Annotated in this window: 19 protein-coding genes; 7 read left to right on the top strand and 12 right to left on the bottom strand. The window is 65.1% G+C overall.

Annotated elements, in window-relative coordinates:
* Positions 1 to 74: 74 nt before the first annotated feature.
* Entirely contained in the window at positions 75 to 1,367 is a 1,293-nt protein-coding gene (locus V9K84_RS10790; RefSeq protein ID WP_043861683.1) for an MFS transporter, read from the bottom strand.
* Between the two features lie 97 nt (positions 1,368 to 1,464).
* On the opposite strand from V9K84_RS10790, the gene V9K84_RS10785 reads away from it, so the two are divergent.
* Complete coding sequence (locus V9K84_RS10785; RefSeq protein ID WP_054914269.1) at positions 1,465 to 2,448, top strand: Lrp/AsnC family transcriptional regulator; 984 nt, start codon at positions 1,465 to 1,467, stop codon at positions 2,446 to 2,448.
* Positions 2,449 to 2,484: 36 nt separating this feature from the next.
* Here the strand turns inward: V9K84_RS10785 and V9K84_RS10780 are convergent, their stop codons facing one another.
* From V9K84_RS10780 to V9K84_RS10770, 3 genes are all read right to left on the bottom strand, one after another.
* Complete coding sequence (locus V9K84_RS10780; RefSeq protein WP_058540389.1) at positions 2,485 to 2,817, bottom strand: hypothetical protein; 333 nt, start codon at positions 2,815 to 2,817, stop codon at positions 2,485 to 2,487.
* 76 nt (positions 2,818 to 2,893) lie between these two features.
* Positions 2,894 to 3,403, bottom strand: coding sequence for an autoinducer binding domain-containing protein (locus tag V9K84_RS10775; protein WP_088514793.1), 510 nt, complete (start codon positions 3,401 to 3,403; stop codon positions 2,894 to 2,896).
* Positions 3,404 to 3,524: 121 nt separating this feature from the next.
* The gene (locus tag V9K84_RS10770) at positions 3,525 to 4,157 is read right to left on the bottom strand and encodes a hypothetical protein (protein ID WP_256582831.1); all 633 of its coding nucleotides are present in this window, start codon (positions 4,155 to 4,157) and stop codon (positions 3,525 to 3,527) included.
* Between the two features lie 346 nt (positions 4,158 to 4,503).
* On the opposite strand from V9K84_RS10770, the gene katG reads away from it, so the two are divergent.
* Positions 4,504 to 6,774 (top strand): catalase/peroxidase HPI, encoded by a 2,271-nt coding sequence (gene katG / locus V9K84_RS10765; RefSeq protein ID WP_088514792.1) that lies wholly within the window; start codon positions 4,504 to 4,506, stop codon positions 6,772 to 6,774.
* A gap of 83 nt (positions 6,775 to 6,857) precedes the next feature.
* On the opposite strand, the gene V9K84_RS10760 is transcribed toward katG, so the two are convergent.
* The 4 genes from V9K84_RS10760 to V9K84_RS10745 form a co-directional block, all read right to left on the bottom strand.
* Entirely contained in the window at positions 6,858 to 8,726 is a 1,869-nt protein-coding gene (locus tag V9K84_RS10760; protein WP_218195166.1) for an ATP-binding protein, read from the bottom strand.
* A gap of 8 nt (positions 8,727 to 8,734) precedes the next feature.
* Positions 8,735 to 9,418 carry a response regulator transcription factor gene (locus V9K84_RS10755; RefSeq protein WP_088514790.1) on the bottom strand — a complete coding sequence of 228 codons (684 nt, stop codon included), beginning with the start codon at positions 9,416 to 9,418 and terminating at the stop codon, positions 8,735 to 8,737.
* 107 nt (positions 9,419 to 9,525) lie between these two features.
* The gene (locus V9K84_RS10750; RefSeq protein WP_088514789.1) at positions 9,526 to 10,161 is read right to left on the bottom strand and encodes a LysE family translocator; all 636 of its coding nucleotides are present in this window, start codon (positions 10,159 to 10,161) and stop codon (positions 9,526 to 9,528) included.
* Between the two features lie 81 nt (positions 10,162 to 10,242).
* Positions 10,243 to 11,655, bottom strand: coding sequence for a PLP-dependent aminotransferase family protein (locus tag V9K84_RS10745; RefSeq protein WP_043861689.1), 1,413 nt, complete (start codon positions 11,653 to 11,655; stop codon positions 10,243 to 10,245).
* A 360-nt stretch (positions 11,656 to 12,015) separates the two neighbouring features.
* Between V9K84_RS10745 and V9K84_RS10740 the strand changes: the two genes are divergently transcribed.
* The gene (locus V9K84_RS10740; protein WP_043861690.1) at positions 12,016 to 13,431 is read left to right on the top strand and encodes an amino acid permease; all 1,416 of its coding nucleotides are present in this window, start codon (positions 12,016 to 12,018) and stop codon (positions 13,429 to 13,431) included.
* Between the two features lie 222 nt (positions 13,432 to 13,653).
* Positions 13,654 to 15,537, top strand: a complete 1,884-nt coding sequence (locus V9K84_RS10735; RefSeq protein WP_088514788.1) for a methyl-accepting chemotaxis protein — start codon at positions 13,654 to 13,656, stop codon at positions 15,535 to 15,537.
* 9 nt (positions 15,538 to 15,546) lie between these two features.
* On the opposite strand, the gene V9K84_RS10730 is transcribed toward V9K84_RS10735, so the two are convergent.
* Together V9K84_RS10730 and V9K84_RS10725 are read right to left on the bottom strand one after the other, a co-directional pair.
* Positions 15,547 to 16,599, bottom strand: coding sequence for an NAD(P)-dependent alcohol dehydrogenase (locus V9K84_RS10730; RefSeq protein ID WP_088514787.1), 1,053 nt, complete (start codon positions 16,597 to 16,599; stop codon positions 15,547 to 15,549).
* Positions 16,600 to 16,782: 183 nt separating this feature from the next.
* Positions 16,783 to 18,183, bottom strand: a complete 1,401-nt coding sequence (locus tag V9K84_RS10725) for a PLP-dependent aminotransferase family protein (protein ID WP_088514786.1) — start codon at positions 18,181 to 18,183, stop codon at positions 16,783 to 16,785.
* 171 nt (positions 18,184 to 18,354) lie between these two features.
* Here V9K84_RS10725 and V9K84_RS10720 point away from each other — a divergent pair, with 171 nt between their 5' ends.
* Both V9K84_RS10720 and V9K84_RS10715 read left to right on the top strand, forming a co-directional pair.
* Positions 18,355 to 19,128 (top strand): class II aldolase/adducin family protein, encoded by a 774-nt coding sequence (locus tag V9K84_RS10720; RefSeq protein WP_043861694.1) that lies wholly within the window; start codon positions 18,355 to 18,357, stop codon positions 19,126 to 19,128.
* Positions 19,129 to 19,198: 70 nt separating this feature from the next.
* Positions 19,199 to 20,233, top strand: a complete 1,035-nt coding sequence (locus V9K84_RS10715) for an ABC transporter substrate-binding protein (RefSeq protein ID WP_058540381.1) — start codon at positions 19,199 to 19,201, stop codon at positions 20,231 to 20,233.
* Between the two features lie 96 nt (positions 20,234 to 20,329).
* On the opposite strand, the gene V9K84_RS10710 is transcribed toward V9K84_RS10715, so the two are convergent.
* Positions 20,330 to 21,649, bottom strand: coding sequence for an aspartate aminotransferase family protein (locus V9K84_RS10710; protein WP_043861696.1), 1,320 nt, complete (start codon positions 21,647 to 21,649; stop codon positions 20,330 to 20,332).
* The gene (locus tag V9K84_RS10705; protein WP_088514785.1) at positions 21,650 to 22,714 is read right to left on the bottom strand and encodes a phosphotransferase; all 1,065 of its coding nucleotides are present in this window, start codon (positions 22,712 to 22,714) and stop codon (positions 21,650 to 21,652) included.
* A 162-nt stretch (positions 22,715 to 22,876) separates the two neighbouring features.
* Between V9K84_RS10705 and V9K84_RS10700 the strand changes: the two genes are divergently transcribed.
* On the top strand, positions 22,877 to 24,361 hold the full coding sequence (locus V9K84_RS10700) for a PLP-dependent aminotransferase family protein (protein ID WP_088514784.1): 1,485 nt from the start codon (positions 22,877 to 22,879) through the stop codon (positions 24,359 to 24,361).
* Positions 24,362 to 24,381: the final 20 nt, after the last annotated feature.

The following is a 24,381-nucleotide window of genomic DNA, read 5'->3' as shown; positions in this document are numbered from 1 at the left end:
AAGCGGTGTGGGTCGGTAATCCCCGTATCCGATACTCGTTGACGGGGATTGCATGGCGTTGTTCGAGCCAGTGACTATTTCAGTGGCTTTCCGGCTGTTTCCGGCATTTTGATGAAGGTCACAAGCGTGAGCGCGGCGCCTGCGAGCACGTAGTAGAAGAACCAGCTCTCCTGACCGTTGCTCTGCAGCCAGGTCAGCAGATACGGCGTGGTACCGCCCAGCAGCGCCACCATCAGGTTGTAGGGAGCACCAATGCCGACGGCGCGAACGCGGCTGGGGAACTGTTCGGACATGATTGCCGGGGCGATGGAGGTATAGAGCGCGTACAGCATAAGGCCGAACAGCTCCACCATCAGGATCGACGAGAACGTCGGCTGCATGCTGGTGATGATCGGGTAGAAGAACACCAGGTAACCCAGGGCGAACACGATCAGTTGCGGCTTGCGCCCGAACTTGTCAGAGAGCATGCCGAAGAGTGGGTGCACGAGCATGAACGCGACCATTGCAACCGTGTTTGCAGCGAACGCTGTCGAGGACTCCACATGCAGCGCGCGGATGGCATAGGTCGGGATGTAGATGACGAACAGGTAGAAGGCAAAGGTGCTCAGGATCGAAAAGCCCACGATCCGCAGGGTCTCGCGCGGATAATCGCGCAGCAGGGTGCGCAGCGGTTGCTTCTCTACCTTGTCTGCGGTTGGCGGCGTGGAGGCTTCTGCTTCAGGTACCGACATACGCAGCCAGATGCCTGCGATACCGCCCAGGGCGCCGAGCAGGAACGGAATGCGCCAGCCGAACTCTCTCATCTGTTCCTCGGTGAGGAGGGTGGTCAGCGCCCAGCCGATCGCCGAGGCGGTCAGAATGCCCGCGGCGGAGCTGAAGAACACAAAGCTCGAAAAGAACCCGCGACGGTGGTCCGGCGCCAACTCGGCAAGGTAGGTAGAGGCTGAAGCGTATTCACCGCCCAGCGACAAGCCTTGCATCAGGCGCGCTATCACCAGCAAGACCGGCGCGAGCAGGCCGATCTTCTCGTAGGTGGGGGTGATGCCGATCATCAGGGACCCGCCTGCCATCAGCAGGATGGTGACCCCCAGTGCCGATTTGCGGCCATAGCGATCAGAGTAGATCCCCAGGGCCCAGCCGCCGATCGGGCGCATGAAGAACCCCACGGCGAAAATCGCGAAGGTCGCCAGCAGGGACGCCGTTTCGTCATTTTTTGGAAAGAATTGTGTGGAAAAGAACACCGCGAACGACGCATAGATCGTCCAATCGAACCACTCCACCGCATTGCCAATGCTGCCAGCAGCAATTTTGCGCGCGGTTGATACCTGCGGCTTTGCCGCTTCGGACGTTTGAGTCGCATAATTCATTGGCTTGTGCCTTTGGGTTTGAGTTTTAATTGTTTTTAGACATATGCGGCGTTTTTTTGTATTAATTTGGCCACTTGAGCGAAGGTATTGTAAGGATATGGTCTCGTCAACCGTTGATTCGGATGAAAAAAGACATTTTGCGTTGGATGACGCGGATCTGGCCTGCCTAATTGCACTGCAGGCGAACCCTCGCGGCACCTGGCGGGATCTGAGCGCCGGCTGCGATGTGGCGGAGCGTACGCTTTCGCGTCGGCTGCAACGCTTGATGGACAACGGGTATATCCGGGTGATCGGCGAGCTCGACCCGGTTGTGGTGGGGAGTGGCCCGGTGCTGCATGCCTGGATTCGGGTAGCAGACGGTCGTCAGAGCGAAGTGGCGCAGCACCTGGCGCAGTGGGCACAGACGCAGGTTGTGATGGCGACAACGGGCGAGTTCGACATCTTCACCGAGATCAACCTGCCCAGCGTGGAAGCGCTTTCTGACATGGTGGTGCGGGAGTTGCCGCTGGTGCCAGGGGTTAGGCAGGTTCAGACGCAGGTGGTGCTCAGGTCGTTCCGACGAGCCAGCCGCTGGCGCATTGATGGTTCGGTGCCTACCGAGCCGGTGCTGGCCGGGCCTGTGAGCCTGAGTGCTGACGAAATGCGGTTACTGGGCGCCCTGACCCTGGATGGAAGGGCCAGCCTGGGCGTGCTTGCCGAGACATGTGGAGTCAGTGAGCCGAAGGTTCAGCGGATGCTGAGTGGGCTCGTCGACAGCAATGCCCTGACATTTCGTGTGGAGCTCGAGCCGTTGCTGGTGGGCTATGGGGTAGAGGCGATTGTGTCGTTGCAGACTCGACCGGGTGCGGCGGAGGGCATTGCCCAGGAACTGGCGAAGGATGAACACACGCGTTGCCTGTTTGGCACCAGTGGCGGCTCGCAGCTGTTCTGGCATGTGCTGTGCCGTGATATCCATGATCTATGGACCGTCTCGACCGCCCGCATGGGATCGCTGGAGGGGATCATCTCGTGCGAGACCAACACGGTGGTCAGGGCCTACAAAAGGGCGGGGCGGGTGCGTCGAGGGTTGATGGTCGAGTAGAGCTCATGCCTGCCTTTGTGCAAGCAACGTAACTGGCTACGTTGCCTGTTTGGGCTTCCAGTAGTCCATCTCGGCCACCGCTCTTTCAATGTCATCCATGTCGTCGCAGCCCAGCGCGAGGTCGAACTTTTCAGTGATTGTTCTTCGCATGGCGGCCAGTCGACGGGTGATCTGGTTTTCATCGATGAACCGTGTCGTCTCTTCGCAATACAGCGCTCTGTCGCCTGGGCTGATGTCGCCATCAACATCCCTGTAGTAATGGCGGGCAATGTCTCTCAGGGAAATGAGCATGTATTCGATATCGGCGACAAGGTGGATGGCTTCCTCTCCAGACAGGAGGATTTCTCTGTTTTCCTTGAGCAGTTTCAATGGGTCTTCTACTCGATCTTTGAACGGGCCGGGTAGCGAGGATATCCCATGTGGCGCTGGCGAACCCCATTGCGGGTCACTCGGATGATGACGGCCCCTGCGGGTCATTCACCAGAGCGGCCGCCGTCGCATGCAGCACCTGCACCAGCCACAGCACCGCGGCCCCCTTGCTGTAAAGCTCATTGACGGTCACGGGCGGGTGTTGGCGTACCACGCTCAAGCTGCTGAACCTGCCGTGCTCATCGTGAAAGGGTTGGGTCCAGCCGAGGCAAACGCCGTGATCCTGCGCGCCTGCCCACAACTCGGGGGGGCTGGTGAAAGCCTCTGGTGTCCACAGCAACGGGAAGGATGAGTGCCGGCTGTGCGCAAGCAGGGGCTCAACGACCGCAGGCTCATGGCGACGGTAGCGCTCGCCCCATGGGTTGGGGCAGTTGCTTTGTGTGATCGAAAACGTCGGGGTGGTGAAACTGAAGGCGTAGCAGTCGAAACCCAGGCACCGAAGCAGCTTTTCCAATTGCGCCAACTGGCTGTCCAGGTCCTTCGAGCACACCAGCTGACGCAGTTGCTCCGTTGTCCAGTGATCCATCGTTGCTCATCCCTGCATGATGTGAACATCCGTGGATACAGATCAGTTTCTCCTGATAAATACGTATCAGATGCGCCTTTTACGACTGTAGCTCAGCTTTTTTGCGCTATTGCAAAAAGCGCTAACGCTTTTGCCGGGTGGCCTGCCTCTGGTCGGGCCTGCCCTCAGGGTCAAGTTCGCGCAGGCTTGCGGGCCCTTGTGCCGGTGACTCACCAGTCACCTGGCACAGCAACGCGCTGACTCGCTCGCCGTCCACCACGCCCCGTGCCTGCAAGAGGTCGGCCACCGCCATCAGCCCCGCCCAGTACCGGCGTACCAGGCAGCCGGACCGGGCGATGGCCAGGGCCTCGGCATCGAGCAGCTTGTGCGCGGGCAACAGGCTGATCAGTTCATGCCCGCGGCAGCGGTCGCCACGGCCGCTGCCGCGCAAGACCCGGTCATAGCGTGCGTGCCGGTGGATGGCTTCGGCCACGGGCCCGGCAAAGCAGTGCAGCAAGTCGCGCTCGATGGGTTCGACGAGGGAGGGCAGGTATTCGGCAATGCCACGGGCGGCGAAGGCCGGGTGCACGATCAGGTAGTCCGCCTCCACCAGCCCCTCGGCAAAGTGCGCACGCCCGTTCAGGTCGATCAGCGGGCCGCTGGCGGCCTGGGCGTGGGTCAGCACGGTCACCCGTGCAATGGGCTGGCCGTTCCACCACACGGCCAGGGCGTGACCGGCCTCGTGGATGGCGGTTGAACGCGGGCGCATGTCCATGGGGCGAGCCTCCCGTGGGGTGGTCGCTCGCCCTGACTACGCCTGCGTTATCGGTGCACGGCTCAGCGAGCGTTTGTCCTACCTTCTGCTCCCTGGCGGGTTCCGTATAAGAGATTATGGCTATCACCCACCAATACTGCGGCTATTTGCCGACTCGGGGGCGGCGAACTAGCCTTAATTCGGTGCCGGTGCCAGCTGGCCGACCCATCCTGATGAAGAGACAAGATCGCGGCGCTCAGCCGTTCGAGTCGTTGACGATGCAACCTGTGTAACTGATTTCGCACGTTGCCACGGCGCCCTGGCAGGGCTGCCTGGCGACATGAACTCGACCAAGGGTAGCTCTCACATGGCAACTGAATCGAAATGCCCGTTCAATCATGCCGCCGGCGGTGGCACCACCAACCGTGACTGGTGGCCCAACCAGCTCAACCTGAAGATCCTGCATCAGCACGTGCCCCAGGCCGACCCGCTGGGCGAGGGCTTCGACTATGCCCAGGCGTTCAAGAGCCTGGACTTCCAGGCCCTCAAGCAGGACCTCACCGCGCTGATGACCGACTCGCAGGACTGGTGGCCGGCCGACTTCGGCCATTACGGGCCACTGTTCGTGCGCATGGCCTGGCACAGTGCGGGCACCTACCGTACCGGCGACGGGCGCGGCGGTGCCGGCTCCGGCCAGCAGCGCTTCGCGCCGCTCAACAGCTGGCCCGACAACGTCAGCCTCGACAAGGCGCGGCGGCTGCTGTGGCCGATCAAGCAAAAGTACGGGCGGGCGATTTCCTGGGCCGACCTGATCGTGCTCACCGGCAACGTGGCGCTGGAGTCGATGGGCTTCAAGACCTTCGGGTTTTCCGGCGGTCGCCCGGACGTGTGGGCGCCGGACGAGGACGTGTACTGGGGCTCGGAGAACAAGTGGCTGGGCGGCGACACGCGCTACGGCAAAGACCCTGAAGCCATGCAGCCGCCGGGCGAGGGCACCCTGGTGGCCGAACCCGAGCAGCACGGCAACGAAGAAAGCCGTACCGAGCAGGGCCGCAACCTGGAGAACCCCCTGGCCGCAGTGCAGATGGGGCTGATCTACGTGAACCCGGAAGGCCCGGAAGGCAACCCCGACCCGGTCGCCGCCGCCAAGGACATTCGCGAGACCTTCGGGCGCATGGCCATGAACGACGAGGAAACCGTGGCCCTGATCGCCGGCGGCCACGCCTTCGGCAAGACCCACGGCGCCGGCCCGGCCGACAACGTGGGCCCCGAGCCTGAAGCGGCAGGCCTGGAGGAGCAGGGCCTGGGCTGGAAGAACAGCTTCGGCACCGGCAAGGGCCCGGACACCATCACCAGCGGCCTGGAAGTGACCTGGACCACCACCCCGACCCGCTGGAGCAACAACTTCCTGGAGAACCTGTTCGGCTTCGAGTGGGAGCTGACCAAGAGCCCGGCCGGGGCCCACCAGTGGACGCCCAAGGGCGGCGCCGGCGCCGGTATCATCCCCGACGCCCACGACCCGTCCAAGCGGCGCAACCCCACCATGCTGACCACCGACCTGTCGCTGCGCTTCGACCCGATCTACGAGAAGATCTCGCGCCGCTACCTGGAAAACCCCGACCAGCTGAGCGATGCCTTTGCCCGCGCCTGGTACAAGCTGATCCACCGTGACATGGGCCCGCTGTCGCGCTACCTGGGCCCGGAACTGCCCGCTGAGGAGCTGCTGTGGCAAGACCCGATTCCCAAGGTCGACCACCCGCTGGTCGATGACGGCGACATCGCCGCGCTCAAGGCCAAGGTACTGGCCTCGGGCCTGTCGGTGGCGCAGCTGGTGTCCACCGCATGGGCGGCGGCTTCCACCTTCAGGGGTTCGGACAAGCGCGGCGGTGCCAATGGCGGGCGGCTGCGCCTGGCCCCGCAGAAGTTCTGGCAGGCCAACCAGCCCGAACAGCTGGCTGCCGTGCTCGCGACCCTGGAAGGCATCCAGAACGAATTCAATGGGGCGCAGGCCGGTGGCAAGAAGATCTCCCTGGCCGATCTGATCGTGCTGGCAGGCAACGCCGGCGTCGAGCAGGCTGCGAAAAACGCCGGGCATACGGTCACGGTGCCGTTCACGCCGGGGCGCACCGATGCCAGCCAGGAGCAGACGGACGTAGAGTCGTTCGGCTTTCTCGAACCCATTGCCGATGGTTTTCGCAACTACCTCAAGGGGCACTACCGCGTGCCGGCCGAAGCGCTGCTGATCGACAAGGCGCAACTGCTGACGCTCAGTGCACCGGAGATGACGGTGCTGGTGGGCGGCCTGCGGGTGCTGGGGGCCAATGTGGGCCAGAGCAGCCATGGCGTGTTCACCCAGCGGCCGCAGGCGCTGACCAATGACTTCTTCACCCACCTGCTGGACATGGGCGTGGAGTGGAAGCCGGTGTCCGAGGCCGCTCAGGCGTTCGAAGGGCGTGATCGCAAAAGCGGGCAGGTGAAGTGGACCGCGACCCGGGTCGACCTGGTGTTCGGCTCGAACGCGCAATTGCGGGCCGTGGCCGAGGTGTATGCCAGTGCGGATGCGCAGCAGCAGTTCGTCAGCGACTTCGTGGCGGCCTGGGCCAAAGTGATGAACCTGGACCGTTTCGATGTGAAGTAGCGCGTTCGCCGGCAAGGCCGGCCCCTGCAGAGCAGCACAACCCCTGCAGGGGCCGGCCTTGCCGGCGAAGCGAATGTACCGGCTCACACGCTGGCCGGCACCTCCCGTTGCAGCGCAAGGCGTGCAACAAGCCGCGTACAACCCGGCAGCGAAACCACCTCTAGCTGACCGCTCACCCGGGCGATGCGCGCATGCATGCTGCGCATGCCCACGCTCACCCCGGCGCGCTGTACCGCCAGCACGTCGAAGCCGATACCGTCATCCTCGATATTCAGCTCCAGGCTGTCGGGCTGCGGCTGCTGCAGCTCAACCTGCACATGCCGGGCACGGCTGTGCTTGACCACATTGGTCAGCGACTCTTCCACCAGGCGGGTCAATGCCATGCACTGCAAGGCGCTGGGCGGTGTGCGCCACTGCGCGGCAAAGTGCCAGGTGCAGGTCACATCCAGTTCGTCGAACAGCTGGGTGAAGCGATGGCGCAGCGGGGCGATCCATTCCTGCGGCGTGGCCGGCACCTTGATGCCGGCGCTGGAGCCATTGTCGATGGTCTGGCGCAGGTCATCACGCAGCAATTTGAGCATCGACAGAAACTGCGGGCCCTGCAGCGGCGTGCTGGCCTGCTCGACCATGGCCATCATGCGCACCAGCGAACCGCCCAGCCCATCATGCAGGTCGTGGGCGATTTGCAGGCGGTCCTGCAGGCGGGAGTTGGTCAGCGCCAGGGCGTGTTCGCGTTCGAGGGTGGTGGCCAGTTCCCCGCGAGCACGCTCGATGCCTTCGGCCAGCTCCAGGTTGAAGCGCTCGATACGGCGCACGCTTCGCGCATGGCGCAAGCCCAGCACCACCGACATGCACAGGGTCGTCACCACGCTGGTGAGCGGTGTCCACGCGGGCGTTTCGCCGATCAGCTTCAGCATTATCAGCAGGTCATGGGCCCCGGCCAGCATGAATATCAGCAGGCTGGCGGCCAGCCACACATGCTCGGGCCGCCGGGTGCGCAAGGCATGCAGCTGAAACTGCAGGCAGTTGAGGAAAAACACCGTCGCCGTGCTCAGCACCGCCACCAGTTGCGCGTTGCCGACGCGGGCATCCGGGGCCAGTGCCATCAAGGCCACCAGTGCGGCAGTCAGCAGCCAGAGTGCCTTCTCCAGGCGCGGCAGCGATTGCCCGCCAAAGCGCCAGACAAACACGCAGAAACAGGTGACGTACATCACCAGCGCGATGCCGTTGAAGCGCGCAGCCATCAGGGTGGTGGAGAAGGGCCAGGGGCTGGTCATCAGTATATTGGCGATGAACAGCACCCAGCACAGGGCCATGGCCGCATACCAGCCAAAGATCCGTTGCTCGCGGCGGATCACCCAGATACAGAAGAACAGCCCGCCCAGCACCGCCGAGACGGTCAGGTTGAGCACGAACAACGAGCGGTTGGTCCACAGCAACTCTTCATACAGCTGGCGTGCCGAGGCCTCATCCCCCAGGTACACCGGCCCCAGCCCGGGTGACTGTACCGCCAGGCCCACTACACGTACCCACAGCGTGTTGACGCCCTCGTGCAGCAGGCCTTCGGGCAGGTGCCAGTAGCGGGGCATGTTCCAGCTGCGTGACAGCGGCTCGCTCAGCTGGCTGTCACGCCACAGGCGCTGATCGTTGACGAATACTTCGCCGGCCATGATCACCGAGCGCAGCGTCAGTGCCACCGGCATGCGTTGACCGGCCGCGCAGTCGCGCTGCCACTGGAGGCGGTACCACACCGTGCCGTCGTGCTGCGGCCAGCGTCGGCTCCAGTCGTCGGGCAGGGTCACGGCCTGCCAGGGGCCGGCCTCGGGGCGGTTGCCCTGGTCATCACCCTGGGCGGCGGCTACCGACAGCACCTGCACGGTGCAGCTTGCACCGCCCGGCGTTGCAGCCTGCGCTGCACCCGACAGGCACAGGACGAGTAGCCAGCACGCCATCAGGCCTCTCAATCGAGCAGACCACGCGTGCGTGCCGCATGGATGGCGCGGGTGCGCGAAGACACCGCCAGCTTGCGATAGATGCGTTTGACGTGGCATTCGACGGTGTAGCGCGACAGGTTCAGCTGTTCGGCGATTTCGCGGTTGCCCAGGCCCTCGGCCACAAGGCGCAGGATCTGGTCTTCACGCGGGGTCAGGCGTTCGCCATCGGCGGTGTCGACCGGCTGGGCGGCCCCCGGGCGCAGTTCCTCGATGATGCGCCGGGCCACGAACGGGTCGATGGGGGCGCCGCCGCGCAGCACGCTGCGCAGCGACAACAGGATCTCCAGGTCGTCGCGTTCCTTGAGCACATAGCCGGTGGCGCCTGCCCGCAGCGCCGCGAGCAGGGTGTCTTCGGTGCTCCATGCCGAGATCACCAGGATCGCCTGGCCGGGGTCGGTGGCGTGCATCTCTTCGATCAGCTCGATGCCGTTGCCGTCGGGCAGGCCCAGGTCTACCAGCGCCAGCGCCACCGGCTGCACTGCCAGGCAGGCGCGGGCCTCGGCCAGCGAGCTGGCGAACAGCAGGGCCTCGAGCCGGTAGCCCAGTTGCAGCAGCAGGGCTTCCAGGCGGCGGTGGATCAGCGGCTCGTCCTCCACCAGCAGTACCGGCGCGAGCAGCGTGGGTTCGGGAACAGTCGTCTGGATAGGCATGGGCAGTCTCGGGCGCGCGGTGGGGGCGAATGTGCCCCATGCAGCGGCCAATAGGTATCCCTGAAAACAGGTAAATGAAGCCTCATAGCCTACCCCACGCCCCGGTGCTAGCCCAGCGCCATTACCGCGATCACGCCCAGCGCCAGCAGCACCAGCATCGCCCCCGTGGCCCGCTCCAGCCACGGCAGGGCACGGGCGAAGCGGCGGCGCACGTGGCGGTTGCCGATCACCACCGCCACCAGCAGGTCCCACGCCAGCACCACGCCGAACATCCACAGGCCGTAGGCCAGCTTCCAGCCAGGGCTTGCCTGCGGCCCGCTCAGCATGGCCGCCAGGCTGGCGTAGAACAGCGCGTTCTTGGGGTTGAGGATGCCGGACACCATCCCCATGCCGGCGGCGCCCAGCCAGGTGGTGGCCGCGGGCGACGGTGCCGGCGACCCCTGCGGGGCAACCTCCAGCGTACTGGCACCGGCATGGCGGATGAACAGCCAGCCCAGGTACAGCAGGTAGGCGCAACCGGCCAGTTGCAGCACGATGAACAGCGTGCTGTGCGGCTGCAGCACCGACACGCCGGTAAAGGCGGCGACGATGAACACCCCGTTGGCCAGTGCGATGCCCAGGCAGGCTCCGCTGGCCACGCGCCAGCTGGTGGTCAGGGAGGTGCGTGCCAGGAGGAAGAAATCCGGCCCGGGTGACAGCAGCGCCAGAAAGTGCGCTGCTGCAATGATCAGGAACTGCTCCATGTAACCTTCACTTCTATGGATGTGGGTCCAGGAAGTGTGTGGCGGGGCCGGGGGCGGCGTATTGAACAAAATTGCGCAGGTTCAGGCGGCGTGACGGGCGAACAGCTTTTCCAGTTGCTGCCACAAGGCCGGGTCGGTGCTGAACGCCACGTTGAAGCGCATCCAGCCGGTGGCCTGGGCGTCGACCATGAACAACTGGCCGGGGCCGATCATGATGCCGCGCTCCAGGGCGTCGTCCACCAGCGCTGCGCTGTTGGCGATCTGCGGGTGACGGGTCCACAGGTACATGCCCTCGTCGGACTCGACGAAAATCTCGAAGCCCAGGCGGTTCAGGCGACGGCTGACCTCCTGCTGCGCCTCGGCCAGGCGCTGGCGCAGGCGCTTGAGGTGCTTGCGCCAGCGCCCGTCGGTGATGGCCGCATACACCACGCGCTCCATCACCTGTGAGGTGGTCAGGCCCGAGCGCATCTTCAGTTGCAGCAGCTTCTGGATCAGTTCGGGGTTGGCCAGCATGTAGCCCACCCGCACGTTCGGCGAGATGCTCTTGGAATAGCTGCCCACGTACACCACCTGCTGCAGGTGGTCCAGGCTGCTCAGGCACGGTTGCGGTTCGGCCACCATGTCGGCGTACAGGTTGTTCTCCACCAGGCGAAAGCCGTGTTGCGCCGACAGTTGCAGCAGGCGGTGCAGTTGCGCCAGCGGGGTGCGCGAGCAGGTGGGGCTGTGCAGGTGCGGCTGGGTGAAGAACACCGTGGGCCGGTGGTGGGCCAGTAGCCGCTCGAGATGCTCCAGGTCGTACCCGGCCGGGGTGCGCGGCACCCCGATCAGGGTGGCGCCCTGAAAGCGCAGGATGCTCATCAGGTTGGGGTAGCCCGGGTCGTCCACCAGCACCACATCGCCCGGGCGCACCAGGGTGCGCACCGCCAGGTCCAGCGCCTGGCTGGCGCCGTGGGTGAGCATCAGCTGGTTGGGGTTGGCCACGATGCGCTGGTCCTGCTCCAGGTTCTGCGCGGTGAGGGTGCGCAGCTCGAGCAGGCCCATGGGGTCGCCGTAACCGCTCAGTTCCATCACGCTGCCGGCCACCTGGCGCAGGCCGCGGCGCAGGCCGTCCTCGAACATCCACTCGTTGGGCAGCCAGCCACAGCCGGGCTTGAAGGCCAACTGGCGGCTTTCGAAGATGTTCTGCAGGTACCACTCGGAGTTGAACTCCGGCTTGCCCGGCTCGGCGTCGCTGGCCTGGCTTTCGATGCGCTCGTTGACCGAGCGGTTGACGAAGAAGCCGGCATTGCCGCGGCTGACCAGCAGGCCCTGGGCCACCAGCCGATCGTAGGCTTCGACCACGGTGAAGGTGCTGACCGAGTAGGTGGCGGCGAAGGCGCGGATGGACGGTACCTTGGCACCGGGTTTGAGGGTCTGGTTCTCGATCAACTCACGCAACCCGTTGATGATCTGGTTGACGAGCGGGGGGGCGGAGTCGGGTCGTAATTCAAGCATGTTGGGGCTGTGCCTTCAGGGTGCGTAACGCCTGGCGCCTGCAGGGAACGGGGGTGTACTGCATTGGCGGCCTGTACAGTGCAGTGCATATTTCACGGCGCTGTGCATGGCTCTCTGTGTCGTACATTTTTACATTAGGGGTCTGTATTCGCCAGCTAAAGCATGTTGAGAGGCCCGATCACTACCGCCAGGGGCAAGCCCCCGGGCGTGCACAGCACGATTGCCGACCTTCAAGGCCATGGATGCCCGCCGGGTTTGCGATCCATCCCGTACACAATCAGACACTGACGAGCAATGAAGCCCGGCATTCGCCGGTCTTGCGTGTTCGCTGGAAAAAGAAAAACAAGGGGTAGACAACTGATGGACGCTACATCGACTTCCACATCCTCCAAGGTGGAGCCCGAGAGCAAGCTTAGCGCTTCGCTCAAATCGCGCCACCTGACCATGATGTCCATCGCCGGGGTGATCGGCGGTGCGCTGTTCGTGGGCTCGGGGAGTGTGATCCACAGCGCCGGGCCGGCCGCCATCCTGGCGTACCTGGCCGGCGGCATCCTGGTGGTGCTGATCATGCGCATGCTGGGTGAAATGGCCACCTCCTCGCCAGACACCGGCTCGTTCTCCACCTACGCCGAGCGCGCCATCGGGCGCTGGGCAGGTTTCACCATCGGCTGGTTGTACTGGTGGTTCTGGGTCATCCTGATGGCCTGGGAAGCCTACGTGGCGGGCAAGATCCTGCACGGCTGGTTCCCCTCCATCAGCGTCAACGTGTTCGTGCTGGCCACTACCCTGGTGCTGATCAGCGTCAACTTCTTCAACGTCAAGCACTACGGGGAGTTCGAATTCTGGTTCGCGCTGATAAAGGTGGTGGCGATCATATGCTTCCTTGTGGTGTGCGGGCTGGCCGTGGCCAACCTGTGGCCCACCGGTGAGGTCCACGGCATCAGCAACCTCACGGCCCAGGGCTTCATGCCCAATGGGGTGGAGGCAGTGGTGGTGGCCATGCTGGGGGTGATGTTCGCCTTCCTGGGCGCCGAAATCGTGACCATCGCGGCCGCCGAGTCGAAGAACCCGTCCGAGCAGATCGTCAAGGCCACCAACTCGGTGGTGTGGCGTGTGTGCCTGTTCTATGTGGGTTCGATCTTCCTGATCGTGGCCCTGGTGCCGTGGAACGACCCGCTGATGGGCCAGTCGGGCTACGGTTCGTACCGTCGTACCCTGGAACTGCTGGGCATTCCGGGCGCTGAGTTCGTGATGAACTTCGTGGTGCTGACCTCGGTGAGCAGCTGCCTGATCTCGGCGCACTACACCGCCTCGCGCATGCTGTTCTCGCTGTCGACCCGCGGTGATGCACCGTCGTTCTTCAAGATCACCCGCGCCGGTACCGGTGTGCCGGTGTTCGCCATCATCGGTTCGTGCTCGGTGGCGGTGTTCGTCGCCCTGATCAACTTCAGCGACACCCTGCGCCCGAAAGACGTGCTGGACGTGCTGATGAACACCACCGGCATGATCGCCTTGCTGGTGTACCTGGTGATCGCGTTCTCGCAACTGAAGATGCGCCGCAAGCTGGAAGCCGAGGGCAAGGAAATCCGCCTGAAGATGTGGCTGTTCCCGTGGCTGACCTACCTGGTGATCGTGTTCATCATCGGGTGCCTGGTGACCATGGCCTTTGTGCCGGACTACCAGGTACTGGTGTTCTCCACCGGTGCGGCGGCGGCCATCGTGGCATTGATGGGCGTGTTCATGCACGTGCGTGCGGCCAGGCAGCTCAAGGGCTGACAGGCACCATGACGAAAAAGACCAGGGCCGCGAACGGCCCTGGTTTTTTTTTGCCTGCCCGCGGCGCGGATGCCGCCCGCCGGGTTCGTCCTACAAGCAGTGGCCGTGATGCCGGTAAACAATCCCCATTACGGCACCGGGCAATCATCGCAACGTTGATTGCAGTGTGCCAGTACGCCTGCCTAGCATGCCCGTTTGCTCGATTCGGCACGGAGTGCAGGCATGAAGATCGTTCACAAGGCTGGCCTGGCGGCCGCCACATTGCTGTTCATTACCACCGGATTGCTGTCGGTCACGCAGGTCAGCCAGGTGCGCGACGCCCTGCACAAGCAAGTGTCTGCCGGCATCGCCGAGTCCAGCGGTGCCCTGGCCCGGCAGATCGAGAACTGGCTGAACGCCAAGCTCAAGCTCATGGGCCTGGTGGCGCAGGTCATCGACAGCCGTTACAGCCCTGAAAACACCCAGCGCATCATCGACAGCCCGATGCTCAAGGACGAGTTCATCCTGATATTCGGCGCCTTGCAACGCGACGGCAAACCCCTCACCAACACGCCCAGCTGGCGCCCCGATGCGAGCTGGGACGGGCGCACACGGCCCTGGTATGCCGTCGCCAAGGGCGCCGACAAGGCGGTGCTCACCGAGCCCTACATCGACTCGGCCACTGGCGAAACGCTGATTTCGGCGGTCACGCGCCTCTACGATGGCGCTACCTTCGCCGGCGTGCTGGGCGGCGATATCCGCCTCAAGAGCGTGGCCGATGCCATCAATACCCTGGACTTCAACGGCGCCGGCCATGCCTTTCTGCTCAGCCGCAACGGCACGATCATTTCCCACCCCGACAGCCAGTACAACGGCAAGCCCTACAGCAGCCTGTTCGATGGCCAGCACCCGGCGCTGGACAGCCAGCTGCAGACGGTTAGAACCGGCGATCACGATTCACTGGTGTCCTTCACTCCGCTGACCTACCTGGAGGGCATGGACTGGCTGATCGGCGTGGTGCTCGACCAGCGCATCGTGATGGCCGAGGCCGACAGCCTGACCTGGAGTGCAGTGCTGGCCACGCTGCTCGGCGTGCTGGTGAGCCTCGTGGTGCTGGGCCTGCTGCTCGGGCGCCTGCTCAAGCCGCTGGACCTGCTGCACCGCTCGTTCCATGAGGTCAACCAGGGCGACGGCGACTTGACGCGGCGCCTGCCCGACGGCGGCAATGACGAGGTGTCGCTGGTGTCGCGCGAGTTCAACGGCTTTCTGGGCAACCTGCAGAACCTGATCCATCAGGTGATGAGCACCTCCAACCAGGTGCGCGAGAGCACCCACCTGACGTCGGCCGAAGCCACCCGGACCGATGAACGCCTGCAGCGCCAGTTGCAGGAGCTGGACCAACTGGCCACGGCCATGCAGGAGATGGCCTCCACCGCCGAAGACGTTGCGCGCAACGCCCAGGCAGCGGCGCAGGCCGCAGTGATTGCCGACGAGGAAGCACACGGCGGCGAGGACGTGGTGCGACGCTCGACCGCGGCGATCCGGCAACTGGCCAGCGAAATGGACGACACCGGCCATGCAATCAATGACCTGTCGCGCCTCAGCGACAACATCGAGTCGATCCTGGCGGTGATTACCAGCATTGCCGAGCAGACCAACCTGCTGGCGCTCAATGCCGCCATCGAGGCTGCACGTGCCGGCGAGACGGGGCGAGGTTTCGCGGTGGTGGCCGACGAGGTGCGCACGCTGGCCTCGCGCACCCAGCAGTCGACCCAGGAGATCCGCCAGATGATCGACCAGCTGCAGGCCGGGGTGCGCCACGCCGAGTCGCGCATGCAGCACAACCGCGACAGCGCCGGCAAGACCGCAGAGGAGGCGGGCGCGGCCAACGACAGGCTCGTGCGCATTCGCCAGGCGATCACCCGCATCAACGACATGAACACCCAGATCGCCACCGCGGCCGAGCAGCAGAGCGCCACCAGCGAAGAGATCAACCGCAACACCACGACCATTCGCGACATCAGTCATGAAGTGGCCGCAGGCACCCAGGTGCAGGTGCGTCAGTGTGCGGTGATGGTGGAGCAGGTGGGGCAACAGCACCACCTGCTGGGGCGTTTCAACCTGTGAGGCGGGGGCTCAGGCCTTGAGCGAGGCCATGTCGATCACGAAGCGGTACTTCACGTCGCCGGCGATCATGCGGCTGTAGGCCTCGTTGATGTGCTGGATGTCGAGCATCTCGATGTCGCAGCAAATGCCGTGCTCGGCGCAGAAGTCCAGCACCTCCTGGGTTTCGGCGATGCCGCCGATCAGCGAGCCGGCCAGTACGCGGCGCTTGAGCACCAGGTTGGCGGCGTGCAGGGGCGGCTCCACCGGTTCGATCAGGCCCACCAGGATGTGCACGCCGTCGAACTTCAGGGTTTCCAGGTAGGGGTTGAGGTCGTGCTGCACCGGGATGGTGTCGAGCAGAAAGTCGAAGTGCCCGGCCACGGCGGCTATCTGCGCGGCATCGGTGGACACCACCACATGGTCGGCGCCCTGGCGGCGGGCTTCCTCGGCCTTGCTGGCCGAACGGGTGAAAAGGGTGACTTCGGCGCCCATGGCCTTGGCCAGCTTGATGCCCATGTGACCCAGGCCGCCCATGCCGAGGATGCCGACCTTGTGCCCGGCCTTGACCCCGTGGTGCTTGAGCGGCGAATAGGTGGTGATGCCGGCGCAGAGGATCGGCGCGGCGCTGGCCAGGTCCATGCCGGCCGGGATGCGCACCACGAAATGCTGGTCGACCACGATACTGCTGGAATAGCCGCCCATGGTGTTGCTGCCGTCGACCCGGTCGGGGGTGGCATAGGTCATGGTCGGGCCTTCGAGGCAGTACTGCTCCAGGTTGGCGGCGCAGGCCTGGCAGTGGCGGCAGGAGTCGACCATGCAGCCCACACCCACCAGGTCACCCACCTGATAGCGGTTGACGCTGGCGCCCACGGCAGTGACCTTGCCTACGATTTCGTGGCCGGGCATCAGCGGGTACACGGCGATGCCCCATTCGTTGCGGGCCTGGTGGATATCGGAGTGGCACACGCCGCAGTAGAGAATCTCGATGGCCACGTCGTCGGGGCGTGGGCTGCGGCGCTGGAAGGTCATGGGGGCGAGGGGCGTGGTGGCCGACTGGGCGGCGTAGCCGATGGCGGTGTACATGGGGGAACCTCGCAAAAGCAATGACGGTAGAGGCGGCGCATTGTCCGCGCGGGCAACGGGCGTGCCCACCGGCATTCCTCTGCGTGTCATGCCTGATTCTCCGGACCTGCGGGGGTGTCGCCCGGGCGGGCCGCTTCGCCGGCAAAGCCGGCGCCTACTGGCGAAGAGGCGAGTCGAATCTGGTCAGTGCGCGGCCTGCTCCAACAGCCGGTAGATCCGCTCATCCTGCGCGTGCGCCACATTGAAGCGCAGCCACGGCACCACCCGCGCATCGGGCATGAACAGTTGCCCGGGCGCGAGCAGAATCTTGTGTTCGCGTGCGTCCATGGCCAGTGCCGTGGCGTCTTCGACCTGGGGGTGACGGGCCCACAGGAACAACCCCGCATGGGGCTTGACGAAGATCTCCATGCCCACCGCCTCGAGCTTGCGCGCCACCTGTTCATGGGCCAGGGCCAGGTTGGCCTGCAACTGCTTGACGTGCTTGCGGTGGCGCCCCTGCAGCAGCACCTCCAGTGCCAGTTCCTCGGCAATTGCCGAGGTGGTCAGGCCGCTGGCCATCTTCAGTGGCACCAGTTCGTCGATCAGGTCGCGGTGCGCGGCAACGAACCCCACCCGCAGCGACGGCGCGATGCTCTTGGAGAAGCTGGCCACGTAGATCACCCGCGCCAGCTGGTCCATGCCTGCCAGCGCCTGCTGGTCGGACGGGTCGAGGTCGGCGTAGATGTCGTTTTCCACGATCAGGAAGTCGTACTTTTCCGCCAGTTGCAGCAGACGGTGGGCCACCGCCAGTGTCAGGCTGGTGCCGGTGGGGCATTGCAGGCGCGTGTTGGTGAAGAACACCTTGGGCCGGTGTTCGCGGATCTGCGCCTCGAGCACGTCCAGGTCGATGCCGTCGCGGGTGCGTGGCACCCCCAGCAGACGGGCCCCCTGCAGGCGCAGGTTGAGGAACAGGTTGTGGTAGCCCGGTTCGTCCACCAGCACGCTGTCGCCGCGGTGCACCAGGTAGCGCACCAGCAGGTCCAGCGCATGGCTGGCGCCGCTGGTCAGCAGAATCTGCTCGGGGTGGGCGTTGACCCGGGTATCGAGCAGTTTCTCCACCAGCCGGGCGCGCAGGTTGGCGCACCCCTTGGCATGGCCGTAGCCGGTGAACTCGCTCGGGTCGCGACGGCTCAGGGCGCGCAGGCTGCGTTGCACCCCGTCATCGTCGCTCCAGGGCTCGGGCAGCAGGCCGATGCCCGGGCGCAGGTCCATGCCCAGCGGCTGGAACACCTTCTGCAGCAGCAGGTAGGCGTCGAAGTCGAAGGCATCGTCGCTGGCACTGGGCATCGGCGGCGGGGAGGGGGTGTCGGGGGCGCTGCGTACATAGAAGCCGGCATTGCGCACCGCCGTCAGGTAACCCAGGGCCACCAGCCGGTCATAGGCCTCGACGGCGGTGAAATGGCTGACCTTGTGGGTTTGCGCGAACTTGCGGATGGAGGGCAGCTTGGTGCCCGGGCGCAAGCGCTGTTCGTTGATCGCGAGGGTGATGCCCGCAACGATCTGGTTGACCAGCGACTGCGACGAGCTGGCATCCAACAACATCATAGAAAACATCCGTCAGGCGAGGGTGTGGCGGTGGGTGTACTGGTGAAAACACCATAACAGGGCCGGCACAACCAGCGCGTTCTGTGCATGGTGGGCCGCCGGGGGCTGCTGCAACATCCCTGCATGCCGGCGGGCCAAGTGCCCGAAACATACCATGAACAAGGAGGCGCGATGCACCCCAACACCCCGCGGATCGACGCGCAGCAGGTTTCGCCCGAAGAGTGGCAGACCCGTTGCGACCTGGCAGCGCTGTACCGGCTGCTGGCCCACTTTCGCATGACCGACCTGATCGACACGCACATCTCGGCCCGTGTCCCCGGCGAGCCGGGGCATTTCCTGATCAACCGCTACGGCGTGCTGTTTCACGAAATGCGCGCCTCGGACCTGATCAAGATCGACCACCACGGCAACACCATCGACCCTGGCTATGACGCCGGCAGCGTCAACCGTGCCGGCTTCAACATCCATTCGGCGATCCACGCCGCACGTCCGGACCTGGCCTGTGTGGTGCACACCCATACCGCTGCCGGCATGGCCGTGTCGGCCCAGGAGCAGGGGCTGTTGCCGATCACCCAGCATGCGCTGAAGTTCTATCGCCGCCTGGGTTACCACGACTACGAGGGCATTGCGCTGAACCCGGCCGAAGGCGAGCGCCTGGTCAGGGACCTGGGCCCGCACATGGCGATGATCCTGCGCAACCATGGCCTGCTGGCCGCCGGGCGCTGCATTGCCGAAGCCTTCAACCAGATCTACTTCCTGGAGCGCGCCTGCCAGGCGCAGGTACAGGCACTGGCGGGCAACCCGCCGCTGCGCCTGCCGGACGAAGCGGTCTGCGAACTGACCGCGCAGCAGTCCGACGCCGAATTCGATCAGCAACTTCACCTGTTGGCCTGGACCGCCGCCTTGCGCCTGATCAGTGGTGATCAGGTGGATTACCGAAGCTGAAGTGCGACCACCCGAAAGGACGCCCAGCGTGTATCAACTCTGCCAAAACCAATAAATTACAGAGGTAGACATGAAAAAAACCACCATTGCCGCCGTGTTGCTCAGTGCTTTTGCCGCCAACGCCCTTGCTGCCGAAATCACCGTGATTTCGTTTGGCGGTGCCAGCAAGGATGTACAGACCGAGGCCTTCTACGCCCCCTTTGCCGCCGCCAGCCACAGCAAGGTGGTAGCGGGTGAATACAACGGCGAAATGGGCCGGATCAAGGTCATGGTCGACACCAACAGCGTGAACTGGGACGTGGTGCAGGTCGAGAGCGCCGAACTGATCCGTGGCTGCGAGGAGGGCCTGTTCGAACACCTGGACCTCAACCGTATCGGCAAGGAAGCGGATTTCGTGCCCGGCACCCTGTCGGACTGCGGCGGCGGCCTGCTGGTATGGTCGATGGCGCTGGCCTACAACGGCGACAAGCTCAAGCAGGCGCCTACCGGCTGGAGCGATTTCTGGGACACCAAGAAGTTTCCGGGCAAGCGCAGCCTGCGCAAGGGCGCCAAGTACACCCTGGAAGCGGCACTGATGGCCGATGGCGTGCCGTATGCCGACGTGTACAAGGTGTTGTCGACGCCGGAAGGGGTGGAGCGTGCATTCCGCAAGCTGGACCAGATCAAGCCTGACATCCAGTGGTGGGAGGCCGGTGCGCAGCCGATGCAGTTCCTGGCCAGCGGCGACGTGGTGATGAGCACCGCGTTCAACGGCCGGGTGTTCGCCGCACAGGCGGCCGGCGCCAATGTGCACACGGTATGGAATGGCAGCATCTACGCCATCGACTCGTGGGCGATCCCCAAGGGCAGCAAGAACAAGGCCCTGGCCGAGGACTTCATCGCGTTTTCGCTGCGCCCGGAAAACCAGAAGATCCACACCACCAAGCTGGGCTATGGGTCGACCAACCTGCATACCGCCGGGCTGCTTGACCCTGCACTGGCGGCGCAGTTGAACACCGCGCCGGACAACCTGGCACAGGCCATCCCGATGGACAGCGAGTTCTGGGTCAACAACGGCGAAGACCTCGAGCAGCGCTTCAATGCCTGGGTTGCCAAGACCAAGTGAGTGAACCTCTTCGCCAGCAAGGCTGGCTCCTGCACCAATCGTTGTAGGAGCCAGCCTTGCTGGCGAAAGGGCCACAACCGTCAATGCCTCTCGCTGTCAGTTCAGCGACTTCAGCACCGCCTCCAGCGTCTGCACGAACAGATCGGCATGCTCGCGCTGGAAGATCAACTGCGGCCTGATCTTGAGGATGTTGGCCGCCGGCCCCGCCGAACTGATCAGCACGCCACGTTCACGCATGCCGTTCACCACCCGTGCCGTTGCCTCGGTGGCCGGCGCCTTGCTGGCACGATCGGTCACCAGCTCGACCCCCACGAACAGCCCGGCCCCGCGCACGTCGCCAATCAGCGGGTAGCGCTCGGCAAGCCCCTGCAGACCCGCCTTGAAGTATTCGCCCACCGCCGCGCAGTTGGCCATCAGGCCTTCGCCCTGGATCACGTCGAGCACCGCGTTGGCTGCTGCACATGACACCGGGTTGCCGCCGAAGGTGTTGAAGTAGCGGGCGGTGCGACCGAACGCATCGAGCACCTCGCCGCGGAACACCGCACCGGCAATCGGCTGGCCGTTGCCCATGGGTTTGCCCATGGTGACGATGTCGGGCTGCACGCCATGGCGCTGGTAGCCCCACATGTGCGAGCCGGTACGGCCAAAGCCCGATTGCACCTCGTCGGCGATGTATAGCAGGCCCTCTTCGCGGGCCACGGCCACCGCCTGTTGCAGGAAGCCGGCCGGGTCGGACAGCACGCCATCGCTGGCGAAGATGCCGTCGAGCAGCAGCGCTGCCGGCTTGATGCCGCAGCGGCGCAGGTCGGCGATGGCGGCGCGCACGTCGTCGGCGAAGATCTGTGCCACGTTCTCGGCGCCCAGGCGGTAGGCGTCGGGAGCCCGCACGGTACGTACGAAGTCACCCACCGGCACGCCCGCACCCAGCGAAGGCGAGGCGGCGGCGATCTGGTCGGTCACGCCGTGGTAGGCCAGCTGGGTCACGATCAGGCCGGTACCGCCGGTGTACTGACGGGCGATGCGCAGGGCCAGGTCGTTGGCCTCGCTGCCGGTGCAGGTGAACATCACCTGGTCCAGCTCGGGCGGGAAGGTGGCCAGCAGTTTCTCGGCATAGTCGAGGATGCCTTCATGCAGGTAGCGGGTGTGGGTGTTGAGCACCTTGGCCTGCTCGTACAGCGCCTCGACCACCTTGGGGTGGCAGTGGCCGATGGAGGCCACGTTGTTGTAGGCATCCAGGTAACGCTTGCCGTCGGCGTCGTACAGCCACACGCCTTCACCCTTGACCAGGTGCAGCGGGTGTTCGTAGAACAGGCGGTAGGCCGGGCCCAGCACGCGCGCACGGCGCTCGATCAGGGCACGTTCGGTTTCGCTAAGGCGTGCGGCATCTTCGGCGGTGAAGCCATTGATCATGGTCATTTACAGCGTCTCCTCGGAGCAGATACGACGAATCTGTTGCTGCGCGACCTCGCGCGGCACGTCAGCCAGGGCCTTCAGGCCACGCCAGGCAGACGGCGCGTTGCGCAGGATGTAGGTGCGGTTTTCCGGGTACAGCGCAGCGCGCCAGTTGGTGATGGTCACGGTCAGCACCAGGCGGGTGGCGATCAGGTCCACCAGCAGTTCCTGTTCCAGCGGCTCCAGCGGCGCGATGCGGTGGTAGGCGCGGATGAACGGTGCAGCGTGTTCCAGCGGGTCGCCCTGGCTGCCCAGTTGATAGGCGGCGCCCACGGCCAGGTCGTTGACCAGCGGGGCATGCACCATGTCGCCGAAATCGAGGATGTTGCGCACCGGGTGCGGCTGGCTGGCATCGACGATCACGTTGTGCGGGTTCAGGTCGTTGTGGATCACCTGGGCGCGCAGGCCCTTGAGGTGCGGTTGTGCGTGGCGCTCGAAGTTGTCCAGGAAGTGCTGGGCCAGCTGGCGCTCTTCACGGTCCTGGATCAGGCCGATCTTGTCGCTCAGCCGCGAGGCGTGCTTGAGGTCCCACAGCAGCTCGTGCCCGGCGCCGGGGTGGAAGAAGCCGCGCAGGGCCAGCCCCAGGCGGGCCAGGTGCTCGCCCAGGCTGCTGCGCAGCGCCACGTCGGGGTGTTCGACGCGGTGCAGGCAGATCCCGTCGACGAACGAGAACAGCCGCACCAGCAGCGGCTGGCCATCGAACATCAGCGGGATCTGGTAGCTGCCGCTGGTGTTGGGGTAGATGCGCTGCACCGCCAGGGTCGGGTCGCAGTGCTGGATGTGCAGCAGCGCCTGGTTCTGGAAGTCGGCCACCTGCGGGTCTTCGGCCGCGTTGGAGACCTTGAGCAGGTACTGGGCGCCGTCGGCGCAGGTGATCTGGAAGTTGAGGTCACGCTCGCCGGTGAGCAGGCGGCATGCGCCGTGCAGGCCGAAGTACTGCGCTGCCACGGCCTGCGCCTGTTCGGCCGAAACCTTGGGCGGAGCTGCGATCAGCAATGCGTCGAAGGCAGGGGGTGTGTGAAGGGTCACTGAACATCACTCTGTCGATTGCCGGGAAAGCTGGGGTGTCAGGCCAGCACTGGTTCGAACATAGGCCTGTTTGGCTATATCGGTTATATCCAGAGTTGATCAGTTGTTAAGGCCACTTGTATGCTCGCGGTTTCGATCCCGCCCCCTGCAGTGAGGCACCCGATGGCATCGCTTCTCCACGACCTGCTGGTCGGCACGCTGGACCGCGACGGCGGCGTGACCCTGCAGCGCCAGTTGTACCAGGCGATCCAGGCGGCGATCCTGCAGCGGCGCCTGCCGGTCAACCACAAGTTGCCCTCCACCCGGGCGCTGGCCGAGCAGTTGCTGGTCTCGCGCCTGACCGTGTCGCTGGCCTACGACCGTCTGCTCGATGAAGGCTACCTGTACGCCCGGCCCGGCAGCGGCACCTTCGTGGCCGACACCTTGCCCCAGGTGAAAACCGGCGTGCCGGCCCCCGATACGCCCGACCAGGCGCCGCTGTCGGCCCGGGGCAAGGCGATCAACGCGCGTTTCGGCGCGGTGGCGCGGGCCGAGGGCGCCTTCGTGGGCGGCGTGTCGGACGCCGACCTGTTTCCGTTTCATATCTGGAAGCGCCTGCACAACCGCTACCTGAGCAAGCGCCAGGCGCACCTGGCCGGCTACGTGGATCAGGGCGGCTACCGCCCGCTGTGCGAGGCGCTCAGTGCCTACCTGTATGCAGCCCGCGCGGTCCGTTGCAGCCCGGCGCAGGTGATCGTGACCCAGGGCACCCACCAGTCGCTGGACCTGGTGGCCAAGCTGCTGGGCGACCCGGGGGACACCGTGTGGGTCGAGAGCCCCTGCCATTGGGGCGCGCCGGTGGTGTTTTCGGCGGCGGGGCTGCACTGCGCGCCGCTGGCGATCGATGCGCAGGGCGCCTGCCTGCCCTCGGCAGTGCCGGCTGCTGCGCCGCGGCTGGCGTTCGTCACGCCGTCGCACCAGTATCCCACCGGCAACATCATGTCGCTGCAGCGCCGGCGTGACTGGCTGGCGTATGCCCAGGCCAACAACCTGTGGGTGGTGGAGGATGACTACGACAGCGAGTTCCGGTACGACATCGAGCCGATGCCGTCGCTGCAGGGGCTCGGTGGCGAAGACCGGGTGATCTACCTGGGCACCTTCAGCAAGGTGATGTTCCCGGGGCTGCGCCTGAGTTACCTGGTGGTGCCCGAGGGGCTGGCCGAGGCCTTCGGCAAGGGCCTGATCCAGCTGTACCGGCCAGGGTACCTGTCGATTCAGGCGGCGATGGCCGACTTCATCCAGGAAGGGCATTTTGCCCGGCACATCCGCAAGATGCGCGCCGAGTACGCCCAGCGCCGCAGTTGCCTGCAGCAGTGCCTGGACGAGGCCTTCGGGGATCTGATCGGGTACTCGGCGGGGCAGGCGGGGTTGCACCTGGCGGTACGCATCGGTGCACCGGGCACGGCGCGCAAGATGCTGGCGCAGGCCCCGGCACATGGGCTGGTGCTGCGCGGCGGCTACAGCGTGGAGCCCGACGCCGATGACGACAACCTGCTGGTGCTGGGGTACGGCGGGGTCAAGGTGGGCGAGATCGAGGCGGCGGTGCAGCGGCTGCGGCGGCTGTACGATCAGGTGGCGGCAGGGCCGGCTCCCGCACCTGTCGTGTAGGAGCCGGCCTTGCCGGCGAA

Origin of the sequence: Pseudomonas sp. AE27, assembly GCF_037113495.1 — a bacterium.
Taxonomy (GTDB): domain Bacteria; phylum Pseudomonadota; class Gammaproteobacteria; order Pseudomonadales; family Pseudomonadaceae; genus Aquipseudomonas; species Aquipseudomonas palmensis.
Note: the sequence above shows the minus strand (reverse complement) of the source record. Positions and strands in the feature narration are given on the sequence as shown.